The organism is Ideonella oryzae (assembly GCF_024055665.1).
Lineage (GTDB): Bacteria > Pseudomonadota > Gammaproteobacteria > Burkholderiales > Burkholderiaceae_C > Ideonella > Ideonella oryzae.
In genome coordinates this window covers 1-24,510 of the sequence record NZ_JAMXMC010000011.1, presented here as the reverse complement: position 1 = coordinate 24,510, position 24,510 = coordinate 1, and the positions used below count along the sequence as shown (strand labels likewise).

16 protein-coding genes, 1 pseudogene and 1 CRISPR repeat array are annotated in these 24,510 nt (G+C 70.5%); of the genes and pseudogenes, 11 read left to right on the top strand and 6 right to left on the bottom strand.

The genetic code is table 11. The annotated features are described in order from the left end of the window. Window positions 1–58: 58 nt before the first annotated feature. Complete coding sequence (locus M0L44_RS17815) at window positions 59–1,621, bottom strand: M4 family metallopeptidase (protein WP_252771214.1); 1,563 nt, start codon at window positions 1,619–1,621, stop codon at window positions 59–61. Window positions 1,622–1,834: 213 nt separating this feature from the next. Further along, window positions 1,835–3,961: an ATP-dependent DNA helicase RecG gene (gene recG / locus M0L44_RS17810; RefSeq protein WP_252771213.1), complete on the bottom strand. Its 2,127-nt coding sequence runs from the start codon at window positions 3,959–3,961 to the stop codon at window positions 1,835–1,837. A gap of 157 nt (window positions 3,962–4,118) precedes the next feature. On the opposite strand from recG, the gene M0L44_RS17805 reads away from it, so the two are divergent. The 4 genes from M0L44_RS17805 (at window position 4,119) to M0L44_RS17790 (ending at window position 7,350) form a co-directional block, all read left to right on the top strand. Next, window positions 4,119–4,283: a hypothetical protein gene (locus tag M0L44_RS17805; protein ID WP_252771212.1), complete on the top strand. Its 165-nt coding sequence runs from the start codon at window positions 4,119–4,121 to the stop codon at window positions 4,281–4,283. 94 nt (window positions 4,284–4,377) lie between these two features. Then, the gene (queA, locus tag M0L44_RS17800; protein ID WP_252771211.1) at window positions 4,378–5,478 is read left to right on the top strand and encodes a tRNA preQ1(34) S-adenosylmethionine ribosyltransferase-isomerase QueA; all 1,101 of its coding nucleotides are present in this window, start codon (window positions 4,378–4,380) and stop codon (window positions 5,476–5,478) included. Between the two features lie 59 nt (window positions 5,479–5,537). Then, window positions 5,538–5,996, top strand: a complete 459-nt coding sequence (locus tag M0L44_RS17795; protein ID WP_252771209.1) for a c-type cytochrome — start codon at window positions 5,538–5,540, stop codon at window positions 5,994–5,996. A 139-nt stretch (window positions 5,997–6,135) separates the two neighbouring features. After that, window positions 6,136–7,350 (top strand): ABC transporter substrate-binding protein, encoded by a 1,215-nt coding sequence (locus M0L44_RS17790; RefSeq protein WP_252771208.1) that lies wholly within the window; start codon window positions 6,136–6,138, stop codon window positions 7,348–7,350. 29 nt (window positions 7,351–7,379) lie between these two features. Here the strand turns inward: M0L44_RS17790 and M0L44_RS17785 are convergent, their stop codons facing one another. Further along, a complete protein-coding gene (locus M0L44_RS17785; protein WP_252771206.1) occupies window positions 7,380–7,979 on the bottom strand; it encodes an IMPACT family protein in 600 nt (199 codons plus the stop codon). 99 nt (window positions 7,980–8,078) lie between these two features. Here M0L44_RS17785 and tgt point away from each other — a divergent pair, with 99 nt between their 5' ends. The 6 genes from tgt to M0L44_RS17755 all read left to right on the top strand — a co-directional run bounded on the left by tgt (window position 8,079) and on the right by M0L44_RS17755 (window position 15,675). Continuing rightward, window positions 8,079–9,224: a tRNA guanosine(34) transglycosylase Tgt gene (tgt, locus tag M0L44_RS17780; RefSeq protein WP_252771204.1), complete on the top strand. Its 1,146-nt coding sequence runs from the start codon at window positions 8,079–8,081 to the stop codon at window positions 9,222–9,224. Window positions 9,225–9,238: 14 nt separating this feature from the next. Then, window positions 9,239–9,937, top strand: coding sequence for a UPF0149 family protein (locus tag M0L44_RS17775; protein WP_252771202.1), 699 nt, complete (start codon window positions 9,239–9,241; stop codon window positions 9,935–9,937). Between the two features lie 84 nt (window positions 9,938–10,021). After that, the gene (locus M0L44_RS17770) at window positions 10,022–11,098 is read left to right on the top strand and encodes a hypothetical protein (protein WP_252771201.1); all 1,077 of its coding nucleotides are present in this window, start codon (window positions 10,022–10,024) and stop codon (window positions 11,096–11,098) included. A 124-nt stretch (window positions 11,099–11,222) separates the two neighbouring features. Continuing rightward, window positions 11,223–13,496, top strand: a complete 2,274-nt coding sequence (locus M0L44_RS17765; protein ID WP_252771199.1) for a hypothetical protein — start codon at window positions 11,223–11,225, stop codon at window positions 13,494–13,496. A gap of 11 nt (window positions 13,497–13,507) precedes the next feature. Further along, entirely contained in the window at window positions 13,508–14,014 is a 507-nt protein-coding gene (locus tag M0L44_RS17760; protein ID WP_252771197.1) for a hypothetical protein, read from the top strand. A 119-nt stretch (window positions 14,015–14,133) separates the two neighbouring features. Continuing rightward, window positions 14,134–15,675 carry an NYN domain-containing protein gene (locus tag M0L44_RS17755; protein WP_252771195.1) on the top strand — a complete coding sequence of 514 codons (1,542 nt, stop codon included), beginning with the start codon at window positions 14,134–14,136 and terminating at the stop codon, window positions 15,673–15,675. Between the two features lie 108 nt (window positions 15,676–15,783). On the opposite strand, the gene argG is transcribed toward M0L44_RS17755, so the two are convergent. Together argG and M0L44_RS17745 are read right to left on the bottom strand one after the other, a co-directional pair. Continuing rightward, window positions 15,784–17,124, bottom strand: a complete 1,341-nt coding sequence (gene argG, locus M0L44_RS17750; protein ID WP_252771194.1) for an argininosuccinate synthase — start codon at window positions 17,122–17,124, stop codon at window positions 15,784–15,786. Between the two features lie 56 nt (window positions 17,125–17,180). Then, window positions 17,181–18,503 (bottom strand): annotated as a pseudogene (locus M0L44_RS17745) (MFS transporter); the annotation flags it as partial. A 148-nt stretch (window positions 18,504–18,651) separates the two neighbouring features. Between M0L44_RS17745 and M0L44_RS17740 the strand changes: the two are divergent. Then, window positions 18,652–20,805, top strand: a complete 2,154-nt coding sequence (locus M0L44_RS17740; RefSeq protein WP_252771192.1) for a phosphocholine-specific phospholipase C — start codon at window positions 18,652–18,654, stop codon at window positions 20,803–20,805. A 42-nt stretch (window positions 20,806–20,847) separates the two neighbouring features. Here the strand turns inward: M0L44_RS17740 and M0L44_RS17735 are convergent, their stop codons facing one another. Then, window positions 20,848–22,764, bottom strand: a complete 1,917-nt coding sequence (locus tag M0L44_RS17735) for a M61 family metallopeptidase (RefSeq protein WP_252771190.1) — start codon at window positions 22,762–22,764, stop codon at window positions 20,848–20,850. 174 nt (window positions 22,765–22,938) lie between these two features. Continuing rightward, a CRISPR array of direct repeats spans window positions 22,939–24,347; the repeat unit is 28 nt; unit sequence TTTCTGAGCTGCCTGTGCGGCAGTGAAC. Window positions 24,348–24,510 lie beyond the last annotated feature (163 nt).

Genomic DNA, 24,510 nt, shown 5'->3' with positions numbered 1-24,510 from the left:
CGGGCTGTCCGGACGCCCGGGCCGGCGAGGCCCGGGGATCTGACGCCGTTCGGCGGCCTCAGTTGACCAGGATGGCCGACCAGGCGGCCTTGACCGCGGCCACTTCGGTCGAGCTCGCGCCGTACAGATCGGTGGCGGCCGAGATGGTGGCGGTGCGGGCGCCGGTGTACACGGTGCTGGAGGTCATGTAGACGGTCAGCGCGCGGTACCAGATCTTGGCGGCCTTGTCGCGGCCGATGCCCACCAGGGTGCCCGATCCGGTGGCGGTCTTGGTGTTGCCGCTCACGCAGGTCTTGGAGGGCGAGCCGGCGGTCGTGCCTTCGGCCAGCATGAAGTAGAAGTGGTTGGCCGGGCCGGAGGAGTAGTGCACATCCAGGCGCTTCAGGCCGGTGTACCAGCAGTCGGCCGAGGCGCCGTCCTTGCTGGGCTGGACCATGTAGCGCAGGGCCTTGCCGGCGGTGGTGTAGAGCTCCTCGCCGATCAGGTAGTCGGGCGTGTCGTTGGCGTTGTTGGCGTAGTACTCGACCATGGTGCCCATGATGTCGGAGGTCGCCTCGTTCAGGCCGCCCGACTCACGCGAGTAGGTCAGGTTGGCGGTGCGCGAGGTGACGCCGTGGGTCATCTCGTGGCCAGCCACGTCCAGCGACACCAGCGGGTTGAGGGTGCTGCCGTCGCCGTAGGTCATGCAGAAGCAGGTGTCGTCCCAGTAGGCGTTGTCGTAGTTGCTGCTGTAGTGCACGCGGGAGTACGCGCCCTTGCCGTCGTTGGCGATGCCATTGCGGCCGAAGGTGGTCTTGTAGTAGTCCCAGGTCATGTTCTGACCATAGGCGGCGTCAGCAGCCACCGTCTCGGTGCTGGACTCGGCGTTGTTGCCCCAGATGTTGTCGGTGGCAGTGAAGGTGCTGCCGCCCGAGGTCTTGTTGGCCATGTTGACCACATAGTGGCCGCCGCGGGTGGCATCCTTGAGCGTGTAGGTCGAGGCGCTCAGGTCGTCGTGCAGGCTCACATTGCCCGAGTACAGCGTCTTGCCGGTGCCCACGTCGTCGGCGGTGTGGATGTCGTCCCAGCGGTCCAGCAGGGCCTTGCTGGTGGCACTGAACAGCAGGTGGGCGCGGCTGGGGGTGCCGTCTTCGCGCACGCCGTTGACTTGCACGTCCCAAGCCAGCTGCGGCTTGCCTTCGCGGGCATAGACCACCAGCTCGGCCGACTTCACCGCGCCGTCCTTGGCGCCGAACTGGGCCAGGGCTTCGCTCTGGGCGGCCTGGGCGAACACCACGGGCTTGAGGTCGACCTGGATCTGGTCGCGCAGGGTCTGGCTGATGCTGCGGAAGCTGCCGTCACCGCGGCTGTGCACCACCAGGTCACCGCCGATCACGCGCAGGCCGGCAAAGGTGCGCTCGAAGCGGACGTGCTCGCTGCCATCGGCATCGACCACCAGGTCGCGGGCGACGAAATCGTCACGGCCGGTGCCGTGGACCTTCTGGAAGGCCACGCCGCCCAGGTGGGCCAGGGCGCGTTGGACCGCGGGGTGGTCGGCCGCCGGGGCAGCGGCGAAGCTGGTCGAGCCCAACGACAGGGCCAGGGCCGCGGCGGCTACGGCGCGCAGTGCGAACTTGTTCATGGAAGGGATGTCCTCGTGGGTGGGTTGTGTTGTGTGCTTCGGCCCCTTCCCGGGTCACAGGAGACGGGCCGAAGCGCAGTGTCAGAGCCGTGACAGGGTCCAGGTATCCCCCACTTTGGGGGATACCTGTCAGACATGACAGGAGGGTGTGAGGGGTTGTAATGCGGTCCGGGTAGAAACCCCGGTGGGTGTCGCCCGGAGCCCCGCGAGCGGTCAGGCCTTGAGGAACTCCGCGCGCGGGCCCAGCCAGCGCGCCACCTGGGCCCGCGCCGCGGCGGGGTGCCGGTCCAGCAGTTGGCTGGCCAGGCCGCGGGCGCGGGCCAGCAGGGGCGCATCCTCGGCCAGGTCGGCAAAACGCAGCAGCGCATCGCCCGACTGGCGGGCCCCCATGAACTCGCCCGGGCCGCGGATCTCCAGGTCGCGTCGGGCGATCTCGAAGCCGTCGGTCGTCTCCACCATGGCCTTCAGCCGCTGCTTGCCCGTGTCCGACAGGGGCGTGCCGTAGAGCAGCACGCAGACGCTGGCCACGCTGCCGCGGCCCACCCGGCCGCGCAGCTGGTGCAGCTGGGCCAGGCCGAAGCGCTCGGCATGCTCGATCACCATCAGGCTGGCATTGGGCACGTCCACGCCCACCTCGATCACCGTGGTGGCCACCAGCACCTGCAGCTCGCCGGCCGAGAAGCACGCCATCACCGCGGCCTTCTCGGCCGGTGGCATGCGCCCGTGCAGCAGGCCCACCTCCACGCCGGGCAGGGCCTGGGCCAGGTCCTCGCGGGTGGCGGTGGCGTTGCTCAGCTCGGACAGCGGCGTGCCGCGGCTGTCGTCGTCGTTCTCGCTCTCCTCGATCAGCGGACAGACCCAGTAGACCTGCCGGCCGCGCGCCACCTCCTCGCCGATGCGCTCCATCACCTCGTGGCGCCGGCTGTCGGCGAACACCTTGGTGACGATGGGCGTGCGTCCGGGCGGCAGCTCGTCGATGGTGGAGACCTCCAGGTCGGCGTAGTAGGTCATGGCCAGGGTGCGCGGGATGGGCGTGGCGCTCATCATCAGCAGGTGCGGCTCCAACGGCCGGCCGTCGTCGGTCTGTGCGCGCAGCTTGCGCCGCAGTTCCAGCCGCTGCGCCACGCCGAAGCGGTGCTGCTCGTCCACGATGGCCAGGCCCAGCCGGGCGAACACCACGTCGTCCTGGATCACCGCGTGCGTGCCCACCACCAGCAGGGCCTCGCCGCTGGCCACCTTGGCCAGCATGGCCTGGCGGGCCTTGCCCTTGCGGCTGCCGGTCAGCCACGCCACGGTGATGCCCAGCGGCGCCAGCCACTGCACCAGCTTGGCGAAGTGCTGCTCGGCCAGGATCTCGGTGGGCGCCATCAGCGCGCACTGCCAGCCCTGGTCCATGGCGATGGCGGCGCACAGCGCGGCCACCACCGTCTTGCCCGCGCCCACATCACCCTGCAGCAGCCGGTGCATGGGCTGGGGCTGGGCCAGGTCGGTGGCAATCTCCTCGCACACCCGGTGCTGGGCCCGGGTCAGGCCCCAGGGCAGCTGGGCCAGCAGGCGCTCGTGCAGGCCGCCGGGCCGGGCGGGCAGGGCGGGGGCGGCCAGCAGGGCGCGTTCGCGGCGCGACTGCATCTGCGAGAGCTGCTGGGCCAGCAGCTCCTCGAACTTCAGGCGCTGCCAGGCCGGGTGGCTGTGATCCTCCAGCGTGGCCAGCTGGGCCTTCGGTGGCGGGTGGTGCAGGAAGTGCAGGGCGTCGCGCAGCGTGGGCAGGCCGGCGGGCACGCTGCCGGCGGGCAGCACCTCGTCCAGCGGGGCGCGGGCCAGGCCGGCGGCCACCGCCTTGCGCAGATAGGCCTGGGGCAGCTGGGCGGTGCTGGGGTAGACGGGGGTGAGCGAGGCCGCCAGCGGCGTGCCGTCCTGCACCGCCTTGAAGGTCGGGTGCACCATCTCGCGGCCGAAGAAGCCGCCGCGCAACTCGCCGCGCACCCGCACCCGGGCGCCCGGAGCCAGCGTCTTCTGGTGCGAGGGGTAGAAGTGGATGAAGCGCAGCACCAGCTCGTCACCGGCATCGTCCTGCAGCCGGACCACCAGCTGGCGGCGCGGGCGCAGCTCCACCTTGCATTCGGTCACCACGCCCTCGGTCTGCAGCGGCAGCCCCAGCCGGCCCTCGCGCAGCGGGGTCAGCCGGGTCTCGTCCTCGTAGCGCAGCGGCAGGTGCAGGGCCAGGGCCAGCGGGGTGGTCAGGCCCAGGCGCTCCAGGGCGCGGGCGGGCCCCGAGCGTGGCTTGTCGGTGGCCGGGGCAGCAGCAGGGGCGGGGGGGGCCGCGGCGCGGGCGTCAGGCATGCAGGAATTCTCGCCGCAGCGCCGGGATGCGGCCCGGCCGCCACAGCCGCAGACACTTTTTTTCACCTTGCGGGATCTCGCCCCTGCCGGGGAGGCGGTCCTGCGGTGACAATCCGGAGCCCAACAGCGGACAGGGAACGCGCCGCTGCAGAAATGGATGTTCATGGTCGTCGCGCTGCGGGTCTTTGGTCGCTTGATGTTCTGGTTGTCGATGGTGCTGCTGCTGGCGCTGGCTCTGGCCTGGGCCTGGGACCGGTCCGACACCAACGCGGCCGCGGCTGCCACGCCGGCCGTTCCCGCACAGGCGGCCCACGGGGGCTGATGCCGCAGCCCGCCGGCCTGGCCTGCAAGGCCAGCGCGCCCATGGGAGAATGTGTGTCTGTCCAACACTTGAAGGCCGGTCAAGCCTGCAAGCCATGTCTGTGTCTCCCACGCCGTTCGGCGCTTCGGCCTTCACCCTGGCCGATTTCGACTTTCCCCTCCCCCCCGAACTGATCGCGCAGCAGCCCGCCGCCGAGCGCAGCGCCGCCCGCCTGCTCGATGGCCGCGGCGACCGCCCGGTGGACCGGGTCTTCCGCGAGTTGCCCGGCTTGCTCCAGCCCGGAGACCTGCTGGTCTTCAACGACACCCGGGTGCTCAAGGCCCGCCTGCATGGTGAGAAGGCCACCGGCGGCAGCGTCGAGGCCCTGGTCGAGCGGGTGCTGCCCACCCCGCCGGGCGTGCCGGGTGAGCTGCTGGCCCATGTGCGGGCCAGCAAGTCACCCAAGCCCGGCAGCACGGTGCGCCTGGGCACCGACCGCGGCGAAGGCTTCGAGGCCGAGGTGCTCGGCCGGGCCGGGCCGGACAACGCCCTGTTCCACCTGCGGGTGCCCGGCGAGCCCTTCGCCCTGCTGGAGGCCTTCGGCCACGTGCCGCTGCCGCCCTACATCACGCACGACGACGCGCCGGAGGACGAGACCCGCTACCAGACCGTCTTCGCCGCCCGTCCGGGCGCGGTGGCCGCCCCCACGGCGGCGCTGCACTTCGACGAAGGCGTGCTGGCCGCCCTGGCCGCGCGTGGCATCGAGCGCACCCAGGTCACCCTGCACGTGGGCGCCGGCACCTTCCAGCCGGTGCGTACCGAGAACATCGCCGAGCACAAGATGCACAGCGAGTGGTTCGAGGTGCCGCAGGCCACGGTGGATGCCATCGCCCGCACCCGGGCGGCCGGCGGGCGCATCGTCTCGGTGGGCACCACCACGCTGCGGGCGCTGGAGTCGGCCGCGGTGCAGACCGGCAGCCGCGAGGGCCTGGATCGGGCCTGCCATGGCGAGACCGACATCTTCATCACCCCCGGCTTCCGCTTCCGGGTGGTGGACCGGCTGGTGACCAACTTCCACCTGCCCAAGAGCACGCTGATGATGCTGGTGAGCGCCTTCGCCGGCCACGAGCACATCATGGCGCTCTACCGCCATGCCATCGAGGCGCGCTACCGCTTCTTCAGCTACGGCGACGCGATGTTGCTGGACCGGCGCTGAGCGCGCTGCCGCCGCCGGGCAGGTAAGCTAGCGCCTGACCACTGCTTCCTGCCCCTGCCATGACCGCCCGCGCCGCCTTCCCGTTCACTGTCTCTGCCACCTTGCGTCTGTGGCCCGTGCTGGCGCTGCTGGCGGCCGGCAGCGGTCAGGCGGCCGCACCGGCGGTCGACGGCGCCCGGGCCGAGCGAGTTGCCCAGTCTGCCGGTTGCTTCAGCTGCCACCAGATCGACCCCCGGTCCGCCGATGAGGACGAGGACAGCGAGCAGGCCGCCGCCACGCCGGCCGCGGCCCGTCCGCCGATCGCGCCGGCCTGGCGCAATGTCGCCACCAAGTACCGCCACGACGGCGGCGCCCTGGAGCGCCTGACCCGCGCCGTGCTCGGCGGCTCCAACCCCTACGACCCGCACTGGAAGTACCAGGTCACCGGCCTGGCCATGCCGGCCAACCGCATCGCCATCAGCGAGGACGATGCCCGTCTGGTGGTGCGCTGGATCCTGTCGCTGGACGACCCGGACTGACGCTTCCCGCATCGGTGGCGCCCTGAGCGCCCCTCGTGCCCCTTGCGCGGCGTCAGCCTGACGACACAAGGGCATGCCATCATCGCGTCCGACAAGAGACGGCGCCCTGTGAGGCCCGTCCGGCACAGGAGACAAGACGATGCGACGCAAGCTGGCGTGGGCCCTGCCGGGCCTGCTGTGGGGGGTGGCGGCCTGGGCGGCCGGTCCTCAGGACGGTCCCCCGCCGATCCGGGTTGGCTTCATCTGCCCGTTCACCGGCGGTTCGGCCGATTTCGGCACCGCCGCGCGGCTGGGGGCCGAGCTGGCCGTCAGCGAGGTCAACCAGGCCGGCGGCTACCTGGGCCGCCCGCTGGAGCTGGTCGCCCGCGACGACAAGTCCAACCCCGACGAGGGCCGCAAGATCGCCGAAGAGCTGGTGCAGGGCAAGAAGGCCGACTTCACCATCGGCTTCTGCAATTCCGGCGTGGCGCTCAAGTCGCTGGAGGTGTTCCAGAACGCCCACCATCTGCTGATGATCCCGGTGGCCACCGCCACCGCCCTGACCAGCCAGTTCCCGCCGGCCAGCAGCTTCATCTTCCGCGTCTCCCCGCGCGACGCGCTGCAGGCCGCCTTCCTGGTCGACGAGGTGCAGCGGCGCGGCCTGACCAAGGTGGCCGTCTTCGCCGACAAGACCGGCTATGGCGAGGGCGGGCTCAAGGATGTCGAGCGCTTTCTGGCCCAGAAGGGGCTCAAGCCGGCCTATGTGGCCCGCTTCGACCTGGGCGCCGCCAACCTCACGGCGCAGATGCGCGAGGCCAAGGCCGCCGGGGCCGAGGCCATCATCGCCTACACCGTGGGCCCCGAGATGGGCATGCTGGCCCAGTCTCGTGCCGATGCCGGCGTCAACGCCGACCTGCTGGGCTCGTGGACGCTGGCGCTGCGCTCGGCCGAGGACCGGGGCGGCAAGGCGCTGGAAGGCGCGGCCATGGCGCAGACCATCGTGCCGGACACCACGCTGGAGCGCCGGACCTCCTTCATCGCCCGGCTGCACCGCCTGCGGGGCAAGGAGCCGCTGGGCTCGCTGATGGCCGCCGCCCAGTCCTACGACGCCGTCTATCTGATGCTGGGCGCCCTGTTCCAGACCCAGGGCCGCACCGATGGCGATGCACTCAAGATGGCGCTGGAGCACCTGAACCGGCCCTACAGCGGGGTGGTGACCACCTACGACCAGCCCTTCTCGCCCAGCGACCACGACGCCATCAGCGCCAACATGCTGTGGCTGGCCACCTGGCGGCGGGGGGAACTGCACTTCTACTACCCCGAGGACGCCCGCAAGGCGACGGTCATCCAGCGCAAGCCGGGCGCCGCGCACTGAAGGGCGTGGGGAAGGGCGCCTGCGCCCGCTCAGCCTTCTTCCGGGTGGGCCACCCAGCCCAGCTGACCCTGGCCCAGTTCCTCCAGCTGGGCCACCAGCGCGGCCTGCTGGCCCTCCGTCACGCTGAAATCCAGCCGCACCAGCGCCTCGTGCCGGGCACCCAGCAGCGGGGCCTCGGCCGCCTCCAGCGCGCGGCGGATGCGGCCCTCCAGCGCATAAGGCACCTGGCAGGCCAGGGCCAGGCGCTTCTGCAAGAGCACGCGCTCGGCCTGCAGCAGAGCCTGGGCCACGCTGTCGGTGTAGGCCCGCACCAGGCCGCCGGCGCCCAGCTTCACCCCGCCGAAATAGCGCACCACGGTGGCCAGCACGCCTTCCAGTTCCTGGTGGCGCAGCACGTCCAGCATCGGCCGACCGGCCGTGCCGCCGGGCTCGCCGTCGTCGTTGGCGGCCGACTGCCCGCCGGCCAGCAGCGCCCAGCAGACATGGGCGGCGCCGGGGTGCTCGGCCTTCAGCGCGGCCACCCGGGCCTGGGCCGCGGCGCGGTCGGCCATGGGCTCGACACAGCCGATGAAGCGGCTCTTCTTGATCAGCAGCTCGCTGTGGACAGGGTGGGCAAGGGTGAAGGCCATGGGCGGCGCGGCGGCGGGCAGGAGGCGGGCAAACCGGCACTGTCGCACATCCGGCGGCGCGCGCCAGCGCAGGGCCTGCGCTCGGCGACAATCCGGCCCATGCTCCAGTTCGAACTGCTCAAGACCGACGGCCTGGCCCGCCGCGGCCGCCTGACCCTGAACCACGGCGTCGTGCAAACGCCGATCTTCATGCCCGTGGGCACCTACGGCACCGTCAAGGGCGTGCTGCCGCGCTCGCTGCACGACATGGGCGCGCAGATCATCCTGGGCAACACCTTCCACCTCTGGATGCGTCCGGGCCTGGACGTGATGAAGAGCTTCGGCGGCCTGCACGGCTTCGAGCGCTGGGACAAGCCCATCCTGACCGACTCCGGCGGCTTCCAGGTCTGGAGCCTGGGCGAGATGCGCAAGATCAGCGAGGAGGGCGTCAAGTTCGCTTCGCCGGTCAATGGCGACCGCCTCTTCCTCACGCCCGAGGTCAGCATGCAGATCCAGACCGTGCTGAACTCGGACATCGTGATGCAGTTCGACGAGTGCACGCCCTACGAGACCAAGGGCCACCTGACGACCGAGAAGGAAGCCCGCTTCTCGATGGAGCTGAGCCGCCGCTGGGCCAAGCGTTGCATCGCCGAGTTCGAGCGCCTGCAGAACCCCAACGCCCTGTTCGGTATCGTCCAGGGCGGCATGTTCGAGCAGCTGCGTGAAGAGTCGCTGCAGGCCCTGGTCGAGATGGACCTGCCCGGTTACGCCATCGGCGGCGTCAGCGTGGGCGAGCCCAAGGAAGACATGCTGCGCATCATGGCCCACACCCCGCACCGGCTGCCGGCACACAAGCCGCGCTACCTGATGGGCGTGGGCACCCCCGAAGACCTGGTGGCCGGCGTGGCCTGCGGCGTGGACATGTTCGACTGCGTGATGCCCACCCGCAACGCGCGCAACGGCCACCTGTTCACCCGCTTCGGCGACCTGAAGATCCGCAACGCCCGCCACAAGAGCGACCACCGGCCCATCGACGAGACCTGCACCTGCTATGCCTGCACCGGCGACGCCAGCAACGGCGGCTTCAGCCGCGCCTACCTGCACCATCTGGACCGCTGCGGCGAGATGCTGGGCCCCATGCTGGCCACCATTCACAACCTGCACTACTACCTGAACCTGATGCGCGAAGTGCGCGAGGCGCTGGACGCCGACCGCTTCGACGAATTCCGCCGGCAGTTCGCCACCGACCGCGCCCGCGGCGTCTGAGCCTGGAGTTGCCCATGCAGTTCACGCCACCCGCCGACCGGCCCTGGAGTGACGAGGACATTGAGTGTCTGGAGACCTTCCTGTTTGCCGAGGACAACGGCCTGGACCGGCCACTCAGCGCCTCGGCCATCGATGGTTTCTTTTGTGCCCTCATCAGCGCGCCCAACTTCGTCATGCCCACCCAGGCCCTGAAATGGGTGTGGGACGCTGACGAAGGCGTGCAGGCCCCGGCATTCGAGAGCGAAGACCAGATGCAGGCGATGGTGGGCCTGCTGATGCAGCAGTGGAACGCGATAGCCAGCGCGCTGATGATCCCGGGCGAGTACGCCCCCTTGCTGTCGGAGCGTGCCCTGCCCGATGGCCGGGTCGTGTCCATCATGGACGACTGGTGTCAGGGCTATGTGCTGGGCATGGCCCGGGACATGCCGGCCTGGACACCTCTGCTCACGGCGCAACCCGAGTGGTTTGCCACCATGCTGAGCTATGGCACCGAGGAGGGCTGGGCGTACCTGGAGCAGCATCCGCTCAGCGACGAAGAGCACGAGGCCGCCGCCGACGCCCTGGCCGGCCAGGCACAGGCCATCTATGCCCGCTTCCTGGCCCAGCGCATGCCCGCCGCACCCCGCCGGCGCGAGGGCCCGAAGGTCGGGCGCAACGACCCTTGCCCGTGCGGCAGCGGGCGCAAGTACAAGCAGTGTCATGGTGCGCAGTGAGTCCTGCGGCGAGACCGGTGGTCTGATTCCGGGGACTGGCAAACCTTGGGGAACACGTTGTCGGGTCGCTTGAGGATGACGAGGATGACCACCGGGGCCGGCCCTGGTCTGGTCAGGCAACCGCCCCCCCCATCGTTCGTCCAGCGGCATCTGGGGTGGCTCAAGGAACTGCCACTGGTTCCTTTGTCACAGCTGTCCTTGCTGGTGGGGGGGCTGACGCTGCTGGCCTTCTTTGCGCGCGTCGGCTTCATGCCGGACCTGAGCTTGGCCTCGGCGCTCTCGCTGCTTTATGCCGTGGCCTTGCTGGGGCTGGCCACCTTATTCGCCTTGTTCGTCATGCTGGTTCTGCCCAGCCTGCTGATGCGCCATGGCCTGCCTTGGCCGCCAGGTGCCCGGCCTTCGGGCAGGCTGCTTCTGATCAGCACCGTGCTGGCCAGCCTGGTCTGGGTGGGCTATTTCGCTGTCTGGGCTGTGGCGCCTGCGACCTGGCATGGTGGCTTGGGGCAAGCGGTGACGGGGCTGGCCCTTGCTGCACTGTTGTTCTGGGCCTCTCTTTCATTGGCGCCCGCAGCCAGGGTTGCGCGGGTACCCGGCTTGTTGGCCGCCATGGCCTTTGCGCTGCAGTTCGCTGCGCTGTCGTTGCCCCTGGTCGTCGTGGCCCCCTTGGCGGGCGGTGGTCAACTGGCCCATGCATCTACTTGGACCGCCGTCACCATTCTGGTGGGCCTGATCCTGCTGTTGGCCGTGACCACCACGCTTCGGGTGTTTCTTTGGGATCGCAGTCTGGTGGCCGCACTGGCTCTGACGATGGTCGAACTGATGTTGGTGGTGTCTGCCACAGGCAGTGCGGGCTACCTGCTGGACAACGTCATGGCCCGTCTTCAGCTGGGTCATGTGCAGCCCGTTCGGGCTGTCTTGACCCGAAGCGGATGCCTGCAACTCAATCTGGCGGCCGGGGTGCCCGTGTGCGCGGTGCCCGCAGCAGCAGATGTTCCGGCGGCGGTCTGTCCGTTGAGCATTCGTTTGCGCATTGGTGCTCAGGTCCTGCTGGCACCCGTGGCTGAGGCGGCTTCGGAGCCCGATTGGCAGGTGGTGCTCGAACGCAAGGAGCTGCTGGCCTGGTCCAAAGTTCCCCAAGGATGTGACGCCAAGATGCGCTGACCGCTCTCACATCATCCCTTCACTTCACAATAGCGCTCCCGCGTCGACTCAGCCTGAGTTGTTCGGCGGGATCCGGCAGGCGCCTGGCGCCGTCTTCATCGATTCACAGAAAGCAACTCGCCCCATGGCGACCACCTCCCGGCGCCGCCGCGCCGCCGCACCGGCCGACGACGCGCCGCTGATGGCCGCGCTGGACGCGGCCCCCATCCTCGCCTCTGCCCCTGAGGCGTCCATCGAACCCGAGGCCCCCGCCGCCAAGCCCGCCCGCAAGCGTGCGCCGGCCAAGCCCCGCAAGACGGCAGCCGTCAAGGCAGAGGTGGCCGAGCCTCCGTCGCCTGAGCCTGAGGCGCTGGCTGAGGCCGAGCCGGCCACCCCGCGCGCGCCGGCCCGCAAGAGTGCCAAGCGGCGCCCGGCCGCAGCCGAGGCCGAGGCCGTGGCCACCTTGGCCCCGGCTGACGCAGAGGTCGAGACCCCGGCCGCCGCGCCGGTACCGGCATCCGTCGAGCCCGAGGCCACCGAGCCTCCGGCCCGCAAATCCGGCCGCTCGCGCCGCCGCAGCCCGGCCGCCTCCGCGTCCGAGGCGACGGTGGCGGAGGCCGCGGTGCCCGCCGTCTCCGAGCGCCCCGAGCCGGCGCCGGCCGATGCGCCGGTGGCCCCGCCAGCGCCCACTGAAACGCCGCTGCCCGCGCTGGAAGCCGCCGAGGCCCAGTCGCCGGCGCCCGAGGCCCGGCCCGAAGCCGAGGTCGGTGCCGAGGTCGGTGCCGAGCCGGTGGTCGAAGCCCCGCCCGCGCCGGCCCCGGCCCCGCAACCGCCCACCCCCAGCCGCCTGACCCTGGCCGCCCGCCGCCTGCAGTGGGAGGCCGGCCACGGCTGCCCCGAGACGCTGCGCCAGGCTGTCTCGCGCTGGCAGGACCGCGATGGCCGCCTCAGCCTGAACGAGACCGAGGCCCTGGACGAGCTGGTGGCGGTGGCTGCCCGCTGCGGCCACCGGCTGACCGTGGACGAGGCCGTCTGGCAGCAGCTGGCGCTCAAGGGCGACCTGCGGCAGCGCATCGTCCACCTGGAAGCCAGCTTCCCGCAGGGCCTGGAAGCCGCCGAGTTCGAGGGCGCTGCCGCCGGCCCGCTGCCGGCCCGCCTGGCCCAGAGCGAAGCGGCCTTCTTCGCCGCCTGCGCCGGTGCCTGCCTGCTGGCCGACGCCGAGGGCCTGGAGCCCGAGCGTGAGCTGGCCCTGGCCTGGCAGCTGGTGCAGCGCCATTTCGGCGCCCGTCAGGTGGCGGTGCGTCTGCGTGGCGAGGCCGACGAGGCCCTGCGCGCGCGCTGGCAGGCCCTGCTGGCTCCGCTGAGCGCGGACGCCTCGGTGCAGCTGCTGCACCCCGGCGAGCCGCTGCCGGCCGGCCTGGACGTGCTGATCGTGGACCAGCGCCCCGGCTGGCTGGCCCTGCCGGCCGAAGAGGACACCGCCGCGCCCTGGCTGTGGGTGCTGTCGCCCGAGGACGGCCTGCAGAGCCATCCGGCCGAGGCCGAGGCCTGGCTGGGCCGGCTGGACCGCCTGGGCACCGGCGCCGTGGCCCAGGGCCTGGCCGCCGCCACGCCGGAAGCCCTGGGCCCGCTGCTGCTGCAGCGCGGCTGGGCCGAGGTGGCCGACCAGTGGCCGGCCTGGGCGCCTGAAGAGCGCGCCGTGGCCTGGCCCGACGAGACCCGTCAGCGCCACGCCCAGGCCCTGGCCGCCACCACGCCGCTGCTGGCGCGCTGGCAGCGCAGCGGCTTCCTGTCCGACAGCGACCAGCTGGCGCTGCGCGCCCAGCTGGCCCAGGCCGAGGCGGCCGAGCGCGAGGCCGCGCTGGTGGCCCTGCCCGAGTTGCTGGCCGAGGCCCTGGGCCGCGGCCTGTCCCGCGTGGTGCTGTTTGCCGAGTCGGACGCCGCCGAGGAGATGCCCGCCTGGGCCGAGCTGCTCAACGAGTGGCTGGCCGCGGCCGGCTGGCAGGCCCAGGTGCTGCCCACGGCCAACCGCGAGGCCGATGCCGTGCTGCGCCGCTTCCGCGATGCCGAGGGCCCCAGCCTGCTGCTGGTGGCCGACGGCCTGCCCGGCAGCGAGCCGCGCATTCCCACCGCGCCGCGCCTGCCCCTGATCGTCCACCTGGACCGCCCCTGGGACGAGGCCCAGCGCGAGCGCCGCCTGCAGCGCCTGCGCCTGCCGCGCGCCCAGCGCGCCGTGCCGGTCTGGCAGTTGCTGCCCGAGGGCAGCCTCGCGGCACGCCGCCAGCACCTGCCCGCGCCGGAGGCGGCCGGCGCGACCGTCACCGGGCGCCTGCGCCGCGGCCCGGCCCTGCAGGCCTGGCTCGCCGGCCTGGCGGCCTGCCTGCTGCCGGCCCAACCCGAAGCCGTTCCAGCGGCCTGAGGCGATCGCCCATGTCCGGCAGCGCCTGGCGCGCCCGTCTGAAGGCCCTGCTGCATGCGCTGTGGCAGTGGCCGCTGGCGCTGCTCATCCTGTTCGAGGAATGGGGCTGGGAGCCGCTGCAGCGCCTGCTGGCCTGGGTCGGCGCCTGGCCGGGCTTTCGGCAGCTGGAGGCCTGGGTGCGGCGCTTGCCACCCTATGGCGCGCTGGCGCTGTTCGCGCTGCCCACGCTGGCCCTGCTGCCCGTCAAGCTGCTGGCGCTGTGGGCCGTCAGTCGCGGCCATGCGGTGCTGGGGCTGGCCGTGATCCTGGCGGCCAAGCTGGGTGGCACGGCCATCGTGGCCCGGCTCTTCACACTCACGCAGCCGGCCCTGATGCGCCTGACCTGGTTCGCCCGCCTGCACGGCCGCTGGGTACCCTGGAAAGAGGCCCTGCTCGCACGGGTGCGCGCCAGTGCGCCCTGGCGGCTGGCGCGGGCGCTGCGGGCAAGGTGGAGGCGCTGGACCTCCCCCGGGCCCTGAGGGCTGGGGTCGTCCCACCACCTCCGTGAGTCCTTCCCCGAACCGACCGGCCTGCGCGCCCATGGGATCCAGCACGCGCTCGCCACAGTCAAAGTCGCCAAGCTCCCTTGGATCTGCCGATGCGCTCAGCCCTCTTCATTGATTTCGACAACGTCTTCACCGGCCTGCGGCGCCTGAGCCCGGGCTATGCCGAAGCCTTCGCACGGCAACCTTCCCGTTGGCTGGAATGGCTGGTGGCAACCCTGCAGCCGGCCGTGGGCATGCCGGAGGCCCCCTCGCAGCGGCGCGTCCTGGTGCGGCGCTGCTACCTGAACCCGGTCATGTACCAGGGCTACCGCATCGGCTTCAGCCGAGCGGGCTTCGAGATCGTGGACTGTCCGCCGATGACCTCGGCAGGCAAGACCAGCACGGACATCCACATGGTGCTGGACATTGTCGATGTCCTGCAAGCCAAGACCCACTACGACGAGTTCATTGTCTTCTCGGCCGACGCCGACTTCACGCCGGTGCTGCGCAAGCTGCGTCGCGAGGACCGGCGAACGACCATGTTCGCCGCGGGAGCGACCTCGGCGTCCTACGATGCCTGCGCGGACCTCATCATCGACCCCGAGGCCTTCATTCACGAGGCCCTGGGCTTCGACGAGGAAGAGCTGGTTCCGGCGCCGCCCGTGCCGAGCGAGGACAGCATGCTGGTGCAGGCAGAAGCGCTGGTCTGGGCGATGGTGGATGACGCCGACCAGCCCGTGCCTTTGCCGGCTCTGACCAAGGCGCTGGCCACGCGCATTCCGGCCCTGCCAGCCACCGACTGGGCCGGCAAGGGCACCTTCATCGCATTGCTGCGCAGCCTTCCGCTGGATCCGCTGCGCATTGACCGCGAACTCAACGCGATACTCGACCCGCGTCGCCTCCAGAACGCACCAAGCCCATCTATCACCGCCAACGCGGGCACCGCAGCAGGCAGGGACCGGACCGATCCGAGGCCTGCGCAGGCCTCGCTGGAGCAGGTCACGCAGTGGCTTGGCGAGGAGGTGGCCGCATCCGATCGCCCCGTCCCCATCGCGCGCCTGGCCCAGATCGCGCGGGCACGCTTTCCCGGGATCGAAGGATCCTGGCTTGGGCATGGCAGCTGGAAGAAGCTGCTGGAGTCCCTGAATCTGGCCGGGATCAGAATCGAGTGGCATCAACTGGCGGGCTGGGCGCTGGACCCAGATCGCCATGTCCTCCAGATGAGCGCCGCCCCGACTTTGAGCGAAGGAGGCGTGTCGCCTGCCAGGGAATCGTCGGTTCTTCGCCTGCTGGATGCGGTCGACCTGCCCCTGCTGGATCCAGGCCGGTACCGCGCCCAGCTCGAGGCGCTGGCGCAAGCCCTGGACATCCAGCCCTACTCACTGTCCCAGGTCACCAAGTCCATGCGCGACCATTGCCAGCAGCTGGGTTTCCCGGTCAGTCGGGAGCAGTGCCTGCGACTGCTGCGCACATTGGTCTTCAATGGCTTCGATCCGGAGACGTCTGCCCATGGATTCGATGACCTGGTGGCCACGACCTGCGGGGTGATCGTCGCCGCGTGTCAGCGGGAGGGGGTGCCCATCGACGATGCGGATCGTCGGGCCCTGCTCGGCTGGATGACGGGACAGGCGGGCCCCGCGTCGGCCGCCCTCTGAGTGCGAGAGGGCGAGCGAGAGGGCGAAAAAAAGGGCCCCGCGAGGGGGCCCTGGAAGGCGGTGCGCCGGCCGGGGCCGGACACAACCGCTGTCAACCGTGTGCGCTGATCAGGCCTTGTCAGGCGCGGTGATCAGGCCGATGCTGCTGTCCGGACGGCCCAGCAGGCCGGCGTCGCTGTAGATGCCCAGCTTCTCGCGGGTGTCGGCGATGTCCAGGTTGCGCATGGTCAGTTGGCCGATGCGGTCGGCCGGCGTGAAGGCGGCGTTCTCCACCTTCTCCATGCTCAGGCGTTCCGGCGCATAGGTCAGGTTGGGGCTCTCGGTGTTCATGACCGAGTAGTCGTTGCCGCGGCGCAGCTCCAGAGTCACCTCGCCGGTGACGGCGCGGGCGATCCAGCGCTGGGCCGATTCGCGCAGCATCATGCACTGCGGGTCGAACCAGCGGCCCTGGTAGAGCAGGCGGCCGAGCTTGCGGCCGTTCATGCGGTACTGCTCGATGGAATCCTCGTTGTGGATGCCGGTCACCAGGCGCTCGTAGGCGATGTGCAGCAGCGCCATGCCCGGGGCTTCGTAGATGCCGCGGCTCTTGGCCTCGATGATGCGGTTCTCGATCTGGTCGCACATGCCCAGGCCGTGGCGGCCGCCGATCTTGTTGGCCTCCTCGAACAGGGCCACGGCGCTGGCGAAGGTCTGGCCGTTCAGGGCCACCGGCACGCCTTCTTCAAAGCGCACGCTCACGGTCTCGGCCTTCACCTCGACCTCGGGCTTCCAGAAGGCCACGCCCATGATGGGCTTGACGATGTGCATGCCGGCGTTCAGGAACTCCAGGTCCTTGGCCTCGTGGGTGGCGCCCAGCATGTTGGAGTCGGTCGAGTAGGCCTTCTCCACGCTCATCTTGTAGTCGAAGCCGTTGGCGATGAGGTACTCGCTCATCTCCTTGCGGCCGCCCAGCTCGTCGATGAAGCGCTGGTCCAGCCAGGGCTTGTAGATCTTCAGCGCGGGGTTGACCAAGAGGCCGTAGCGGTAGAAGCGCTCGATGTCGTTGCCCTTGTAGGTCGAACCGTCGCCCCAGATGTTGACGCCGTCTTCCTTCATCGCCGCCACCAGCATGGTGCCGGTCACGGCACGGCCCAGCGGGGTGGTGTTGAAGTAGGTGGCGCCACCGGTGCTGATGTGGAAGGCACCGGACTGGATGGCGGCGATGCCCTCGGCGACCAACTGCGCGCGGCAGTCGATCAGGCGGGCGATGTCGGCGCCATAGGCCTTGGCCTTGCGGGGGATTTCCTCGTAGTCGCTCTCGTCGGGCTGGCCCAGGTTGGCGGTGTAGGCGCAGGGCACGGCGCCCTTGGAGCGCATCCAGTGCACGGCGGCACTGGTGTCCAGGCCACCGGAGAAGGCGATGCCGACGCGCACGCCGGTGGGGAGTTGTTGCAGGATGGTGGCGGACACGGTGTGTTCTCGTTGAAGCCGACGGGGAATCCCCAATTTTAGGCTGGCTTGCGCCCCAGCCAGGCGCGGCAGCGCCGCGGGTAGTCCGGCTCCAGGGTGAAGAGGGCACTGGCGGCGGCCACATTGGCCAGGGCCAGCAGGCCGAACACGCCGGGGATGCCCAGGCCGGCCGAACGCAGCGCGCCGACGATCAGTGCGCTGGCGATCATGTAGAGCGCGTTGAGGATGTTGTTGGCCGCGATGATGCGGGCCCGGTGGCTGGGCGGTGAGCGCCACTGCACCAGCGCGTACATCGGCACGCTGAACAGGCCGGCCGACAGCGACAGTAGGTAGAGCTCGGCCAGCAGCGGCCAGTGGCCCGGCTGGGCCAGGAAGTCGCCCAGGCCCCAGCGGGTGGCGGTGGCCGGCTCCAGGCCGGAGTTCCAGGCCAGGGCGCCGGCGAAGACCGTCATGCCCAGCGCGCCCAGCGGCACCAGGCCGATCTCCACATGGTGGCGGCTCAGGCGCTCGCACAGCAGCGAGCCGGTGCCCACGCCCACCGAGAACACCACCAGCAGCAGCGAGGCCACATGCTCGTCGCCGTGCAGCACCTCCTTGGCATAGGCCGGGAACTGCGACAGGAAGACCGCGCCGAAGAACCACAGCCAGGAAATGCCCAGCAGGGTGCGAAAGACCGTGGGCTGCTGGCGCGCCAGCTGCAGGTTGCGCCAGGTTTCGGAGAAGGGGTTGAAGTTCAGCCGCAGGCCGGGCTCGTCCGGCGGGCTGGGCGGCACGCCTTGCACCGCCCAGCGGCCCAGCGCCGCCAGCAGCAGGCCGGCCAGGCCCACCGCCTGCACGCTGCTGGGCACGCTGCCCTCGGGCAGGCCGGCCAGCACCCCGCCCAGCACACTGCCCAGCAGGATGGCCACGAAGGTGCCCATCTCCACCAGGCCGTTGCCGCCGGTCAGCTCGCGCTCGCCCAGGTGCTGGGGCAGGTAGGCGTACTTCACCGGGCCGAACACCGTGCTGTGCAGGCCCATCAGGAAGATGCAGCCCAGCAGCAGCGCGATCCAGCCCTGCCACAGGCCCCAGGCGGCCAGCGCCATGATGGCCAGCTCCAGGTTCTTCACCATGCGCATCACCCGGGCCTTGTCCAGCAGGTCGGCCAGCTGGCCGGCGGTGGCCGAGAACAGCAGAAAGGGCAGGATGAACACCGCGCCGATGGCCAGCCCGGCCAGCGCGGGCGGCAGCCAGTCCACCGACAGCCGGTAGGTCACCAGCACCGTGAAGGCGAACTTCAGCACGTTGTCGTTCATCGCCCCCAGGAACTGGGTCCAGAAGAAGGGGGCGAAGCGGCGCTGGCGCAGCAGGGCGAACTGGCTGGAGGGGGGAGCGGACATCGTGGCGTGGCGGGCGGCGGTGGTTGACTGTAGCGGCTGCCGGCCCCCCCCCTGTTCAAGGCCCCCGTTGGGCAGGCCGTGCCACGAAACTGACGCGCACCGCTGGCAAGCTGATTCGCATCGCCACCGGCCCCCGGGGAGGACCACCATGAGCACCGTCGACCGCCGCCAGTTTCTGCAGGGAGCCGCTGCCGCGGCCGGCACCGCCGCCCTGCCGCCCGCCATCGCCCGCGCGCTGGCCATCCCGGCCCACAACGTGGCCAAGAGCATCCAGGACGTGGCCCATGTGGTCATCCTGATGCAGGAGAACCGCAGCTTCGACCACTACTTCGGCACGCTGCCGGGGGTGCGCGGCTTCGGCGACCGCTTCACCATCCCGCTGCCCGACGGGCAGAGCGTCTGGCAGCAGAGCAACGGCGTGCGCACCGTGCTGCCCTACCACCTGGACAGCAGCAGCGGCAACGCCCAGCGCGCGGGCGGCACACCCCATTCCTGGCACGACGCGCAGTTCGCCTGGGACCACGGCCGCATGGCCCGCTGGCCGCTGTTCAAGACCAACACCTCGATGGGCTACTACACCCAGGCCGAGCTGCCCTTCCAGTTCGCCCTGGCCAATGCCTTCACCGTCTGCGACGCCTACCACTGCAGCCTGACCGGCGGCACCAACCCCAACCGCCTGTTCCTGTGGACCGGCAGCAACGGTGCCAGTGCCGCCGGCGTGGCCGCCGTGGTCAACGAGTGGGACGGCATGGACGCGCCCACCAGCGGCTACACCTGGACGGCCTATGCCGAGCGCCTGCAGGCCGCGGGCGTGCGCTGGAAGATCTACCAGAACATGCCGGACAACTTCACCGACAACCCGCTGGCGGGCTTCGTGAAATTCCGCCAGGCCAACCTGGACATCGGCAACAGCGCCGACGGCTCGCCCTACCTGCCCTATGCCGGCGCGATGGACAGCCTGAACCCGCTGGGCAAGGGCATCGCCAACACCATGCCCGATGGCGGCTTCCTGCAGGCCCTGCGCGACGACATCGCCGCCGGCACGCTGCCCCAGGTGTCCTGGGTGGTGGCACCGGCCACCTACAGCGAGCACCCCGGCCCCTCCTGCCCGGCCCAGGGCGCCTGGTACGTGGAGCAGACGCTCAACGCCCTGACCGCCGACCCGGCCGTCTGGAGCAAGACCGTGCTGCTGGTGATGTTCGACGAGAACGACGGCTTCTTCGACCACCTGCCGCCGCCGGCCGCGCCCTCGCTCAACCGCGACGGCAGCGAAGCGGGGGCCAGCACCTGCGATGTGAGCGCCGAGCGCTTCACCCACCCGGCACCGGCCGGCACCAGCGGCCAGCCCAAGCCGGACGGCGGCGTCTACGGCCTGGGCCCGCGCGTGCCCATGCTGGTGCTCTCGCCCTGGAGCCGTGGCGGCTGGGTCAACTCCCAGGTCTTCGACCACACCTCGGTGATCCGCTTCCTGGAGTCGCGCTTCGGCGTGGTGGAGACCAACATCAGCGCCTGGCGCCGCACCGTGGCGGGCGATCTGAGCTCGGCCTTCAACTTCGTCAACCCGAACAACGAGCCCCTGCCCAGCCTGCCACTGCTGACCAAGGACGCGGTGGATGCGCTGCGGGCCCAGCAGGAGGCCCTGCCCAAGGTGAAGGTGCCCGGCGTGGACCAGCAGAGCCTGCCGGTGCAGCCGGCCGGCACCCGGCCCTCGCGGGCGCTGCCCTACGCCCTGGCGGCGGACGCCACGCCCGATGCCGCCGGCCACCGCCTGCTGCTGGACTTCGTCAACGCGGGTGATGTGGGCGCGGTGTTCCACGTCTACGACCGCCTGCACCTGAACCGCAAGCCGCGCCGCTACACCGTGGGCGCCGGCCAGCGCCTGCAGGGCAGTTGGGACCTGCGCGCCAGCGCCGGCCAGTACGACCTGTGGGTGCTGGGCCCCAACGGCTGGCACCGCGCCTTCGTCGGCAGCCTGGCCCGCCGGGCCAGCGTGCCGGTGGTGGAGGTCCGGGTGGCCCCCCGGCCCAGCAGCGGCAAGATCCTGCAGGTCACGCTGCAGAACCTGGGCAGCGTGGCGGCCACCGTGCGCATCACCGCGCTGGCCTACCGCACCGACGGGCCCTGGCTGTTCTCGGTGCCGCCGGGCGGCAGTGTCAGCTGGAACCCGGGCCTGGCCGGCTCCCAGGGCTGGTACGACCTGCAGTTCACCGTCGAGCAACTGGACGGCTGGAGCCGCCGCGCCGCCGGCCGCCTGGAGAACGGCCAGCACAGCGTCAGCGACCCGATGATGGGCCTGGGCTGAGGCTCGCCCCGGCCGCTGCGGCGGCCGGCCATCAGCGGGTGTTCAGCGGGCCTTGTAGACCGCGTCCAGCCGGTCGGGCTTGCCGGCCTGGCGTTCCAGCACCGGGTAGCGCAGCCCGCCCTGCCAGTCGATCACCGGCTGCAGGAACAGGTCGCCATCGCGCACCAGCAGGCGGATGGGGGCCTGGCCCTGGCGGTTGGCCGTGACCGCGGCGCTCAGGCGCTCGGGCTTGTAGGCCCGGTCGTTGACGGCCACCAGAGTCATGCCCGGGGCCAGGCCGGCGCGGAAGGCCGGGCTGTCCCAGAAGACCTGCTCGAGCTTGCCGTCGCTGGTCACCCGCAGGCCCAGCGAGAAGGCCAGGTCCTGCGGCCGTTCATCGCCCTCCGGGCCGCTCCAGCCGCGTTCGTTCTGGGCAAAGCGGCTCTCCTGGGCTGACCACACCAGGCGCCACCCGCCGCGCTCCACGCCGTCCAGCAGGTGGCGGCCGTCGTGGCCGTCCAGCCGGTCGCGGAAGAAGCCGGCCCAGTCGTGCGGCTGCACCGCGTTCAGGGCCTGCATCAGCGTGTCGAAGTCATAGACGGCCGGCCGTGTGCTGCCATCGGCGTTGGTGGCGTGCGGTGCGCCGAAGAAGGCGCGGGCGACGTCGTCCAGCGCGTGCTGCTGGTGGCTCTTCTCGCGGATCAGCGTGTCCGCGTCCAGCCACAGCAGCAGGCCCTCGTCGTAGTAGTCGGTGCTGCGCTGCCAGTCCTCCCACTCGGCGGTGTGGCCCGGGCCGACGGTCGGGTCCAGCGTGGTGTCCTGCAGGTTGCGCCAGGCCCGGCCGCTGCGCGCCTGCAGCTCGGCCGCCAGCCAGGCCAGGCGGTCGCGCGCCTGCTCCGGCGTGGACAGGCCCGCGCGCGCCGTCAGCACATGGCCCCAGTACTGGGTCAGGCCTTCGTACACCCACAGCAGGCTGTTGCGCATGGGCTGGTTGTAGTTGGCCGTCCACAGGTCACTGGGGCGGCGGAACTTGCCGTTCCAGGCGTGCACGTACTCGTGCGGCAGCAGCTCGCGGGCGCGGATGGCGCGCTCCCAGTCGTCGGTGAAGTAGCTGGCCTCCACCCCGTTCTCGCTGGATTCGTGGTGCTCCAGGCCGATGCCGCCGAACTCGTCGGAAATGGCCAGCAGGAAGTCGTAGTGCCGGTAGGGGCGGGTGCCGAAAAGCCGGTCGGCCTGGCGCACCAGGGCGCGGTGGGCGTCCAGCTGGGCCGGCGTGGCGGCCACGGCCGCCGCGTCGTCGGCCAGCAGGTTGAGCGTGACCGGGGCAGCCGTTCCCGGCGCATCCAGCGCCACGCGGCGCAGCACCGCGCCGGCGAACAGCGGCGAGTCGATCAGCGTCTCCAGCGAGGTCTCGCCGAAGGTCCACCAGCCCTGACCATCGGCCGCGGCCGGGGCCTGGCCGTCCGGCCCGCGCAAGGCGGTGGCGGCCTGCCAGCCCGGCGGCAGCTTCAGCCGCGTCTGCACCCGCACCCCGCTGGCGGCCGTGCCGGCCGGGTAGAGCAGCACCGTCTCCCATTCCACGTTCAGCAGGCTGCGGGTGATGGAGATGCGCTCGCTGCTGCGCCGTGCCGGGGCGATGTACTGCAGGTGCAGCTCCAGCTGGTTGACCCCGGCGGGCACCTGCACCCGGTAGGCGTGGGTGTCCACCGTGTCGCGCTGCCAGGCCACCGGCCGGCCGCCGGCGCTGATCATCAGCCCGGCCAGCCGGCTCACGTCACCGTAGGGCCCGTGCGCCCCGGGCAGGAAGCGGGGGTAAAGCAGCGTCAGCTCGCGCGGTGCCTCCGAAGGCGTCACCGGCAGCAGCAGCCGGGCCTGCAGCACCCGGTGGGCCAGGTCGGTGGCGTCCACCTCCATGCTCAGCGGGGCGGGCCAGGCGGCGTTGGCCACTGCGGGCAGCGCCGGCGGCAGCGGCGCGGCCACGGGGGGTGGAGGCCCTGCCGGCCTTGCATCGACAACAAAGACGGCCAATCCCATCAGCAGGGCCAGTGTCGATGCAATCCGGCTCGAAAAGGGGGTGCTGTATGGCATGAGGCTGAGCGCTTAGGGAGAACAGGTGGCCAAGTATCGCGTGGGCAGAATGGGGCAGGTCGCGGGCATCAGAGCTGCCTGTGCGGCAGTGAACGTGGCCGCCGCCTGGCTCGGGGCCCTCACCGATTTCTGAGCTGCCTGTGCGGCAGTGAACCCGACGTGGGCCAGGCCTTCAGCGCGATCACCTTTCTGAGCTGCCTGTGCGGCAGTGAACCTGGGCAGGCGCACGGGGTTGACGCCGATGATTTTCTGAGCTGCCTGTGCGGCAGTGAACGCGTACTGCGCTGCTGCCTGCAGCCCGGGCATTTTTCTGAGCTGCCTGTGCGGCAGTGAACTCAGGTTGGCGCCGATCAGGTAGACGTCGCTCTTTCTGAGCTGCCTGTGCGGCAGTGAACCGATGACTCGGAAGTGCCTCGGGATGTCAAACTTTCTGAGCTGCCTGTGCGGCAGTGAACGACTCGGACAGCAGGCCGCTGAAGCCCTTGCATTTCTGAGCTGCCTGTGCGGCAGTGAACTCAGCATCGCCAGCACCTCCACGTTCTTCTCGTTTCTGAGCTGCCTGTGCGGCAGTGAACGGCCTGGCCCAGAGCCGCAAGCGCTTCCTGCTTTTCTGAGCTGCCTGTGCGGCAGTGAACAAGGCGTGCGATGACAGCCTGCACGCCCGGGTTTTCTGAGCTGCCTGTGCGGCAGTGAACCTTCGTCTGGGCCGCCAGGGACGTGCCCCCGATTTCTGAGCTGCCTGTGCGGCAGTGAACTCGCCAGTGAGCACTACTTCACTGCAGCCCAATTTCTGAGCTGCCTGTGCGGCAGTGAACAGTTGGGCGACATGGAGACTCTCCTGCTGTGTTTTCTGAGCTGCCTGTGCGGCAGTGAACATCAGGTACGACACCATGCGTCCGGTCGGCGTTTTCTGAGCTGCCTGTGCGGCAGTGAACGTGGTCGGGGGCGTTCGCAGGCGCCGCCAAATTTTCTGAGCTGCCTGTGCGGCAGTGAACGATTCCGACGGCAGCAAGCTGATGCTGGTGCATTTCTGAGCTGCCTGTGCGGCAGTGAACGTTGATAGCCTGCAGGAAGGCCGCTTGCTTGGTTTCTGAGCTGCCTGTGCGGCAGTGAACATCCCAGCGGACCACGCGGAACATCTGGGTATTTTCTGAGCTGCCTGTGCGGCAGTGAACAATCCCACGGTGACATCCAGCTTCAGGCTGTATTTCTGAGCTGCCTGTGCGGCAGTGAACCAAGACGGCTCCGACGGTGCCGTCACCCAGCATTTCTGAGCTGCCTGTGCGGCAGTGAACGTGATGTCGTAGTAGCCATCTGCGCCGCACTTTTTCTGAGCTGCCTGTGCGGCAGTGAACGTTGTGCCAGCTCTGCTCCACCCGGTTGCGCATTTCTGAGCTGCCTGTGCGGCAGTGAACGTGCAGACCGCATCGTGTCGCTTGGCCAGGCGTTTCTGAGCTGCCTGTGCGGCAGTGAACGAGGTTTGCCCTACATCGCAAACCCTCAGCGATTTCTGAGCGTAAGCGTGGCCCCAAGGCCGTATTGACCCACCCACGCTGATCACCCGAGCATGCGTCCACATGCAAGCCTGTGGACGCACCCCAACCTGGAGCGGCGAGCGCGTGCTCAAGACGAACGCGC

Coding starts and splice junctions, on each gene's coding strand:
- M0L44_RS17795 (WP_252771209.1), top strand. CDS start 5,538: ATGACCGCCCGCGCCGCCTTCCCGTTCACTGTCTCTGCCACCTTGCGT.
- M0L44_RS17755 (WP_252771195.1), top strand. CDS start 14,134: ATGCGCTCAGCCCTCTTCATTGATTTCGACAACGTCTTCACCGGCCTG.
- M0L44_RS17805 (WP_252771212.1), top strand. CDS start 4,119: ATGTTCATGGTCGTCGCGCTGCGGGTCTTTGGTCGCTTGATGTTCTGG.
- M0L44_RS17790 (WP_252771208.1), top strand. CDS start 6,136: ATGCGACGCAAGCTGGCGTGGGCCCTGCCGGGCCTGCTGTGGGGGGTG.
- M0L44_RS17815 (WP_252771214.1), bottom strand. CDS start 1,621: ATGAACAAGTTCGCACTGCGCGCCGTAGCCGCCGCGGCCCTGGCCCTG.
- M0L44_RS17760 (WP_252771197.1), top strand. CDS start 13,508: ATGTCCGGCAGCGCCTGGCGCGCCCGTCTGAAGGCCCTGCTGCATGCG.
- tgt (WP_252771204.1), top strand. CDS start 8,079: ATGCTCCAGTTCGAACTGCTCAAGACCGACGGCCTGGCCCGCCGCGGC.
- recG (WP_252771213.1), bottom strand. CDS start 3,961: ATGCCTGACGCCCGCGCCGCGGCCCCCCCCGCCCCTGCTGCTGCCCCG.
- M0L44_RS17785 (WP_252771206.1), bottom strand. CDS start 7,979: ATGGCCTTCACCCTTGCCCACCCTGTCCACAGCGAGCTGCTGATCAAG.
- M0L44_RS17770 (WP_252771201.1), top strand. CDS start 10,022: ATGACCACCGGGGCCGGCCCTGGTCTGGTCAGGCAACCGCCCCCCCCA.
- queA (WP_252771211.1), top strand. CDS start 4,378: ATGTCTGTGTCTCCCACGCCGTTCGGCGCTTCGGCCTTCACCCTGGCC.
- M0L44_RS17740 (WP_252771192.1), top strand. CDS start 18,652: ATGAGCACCGTCGACCGCCGCCAGTTTCTGCAGGGAGCCGCTGCCGCG.
- M0L44_RS17765 (WP_252771199.1), top strand. CDS start 11,223: ATGGCGACCACCTCCCGGCGCCGCCGCGCCGCCGCACCGGCCGACGAC.
- M0L44_RS17775 (WP_252771202.1), top strand. CDS start 9,239: ATGCAGTTCACGCCACCCGCCGACCGGCCCTGGAGTGACGAGGACATT.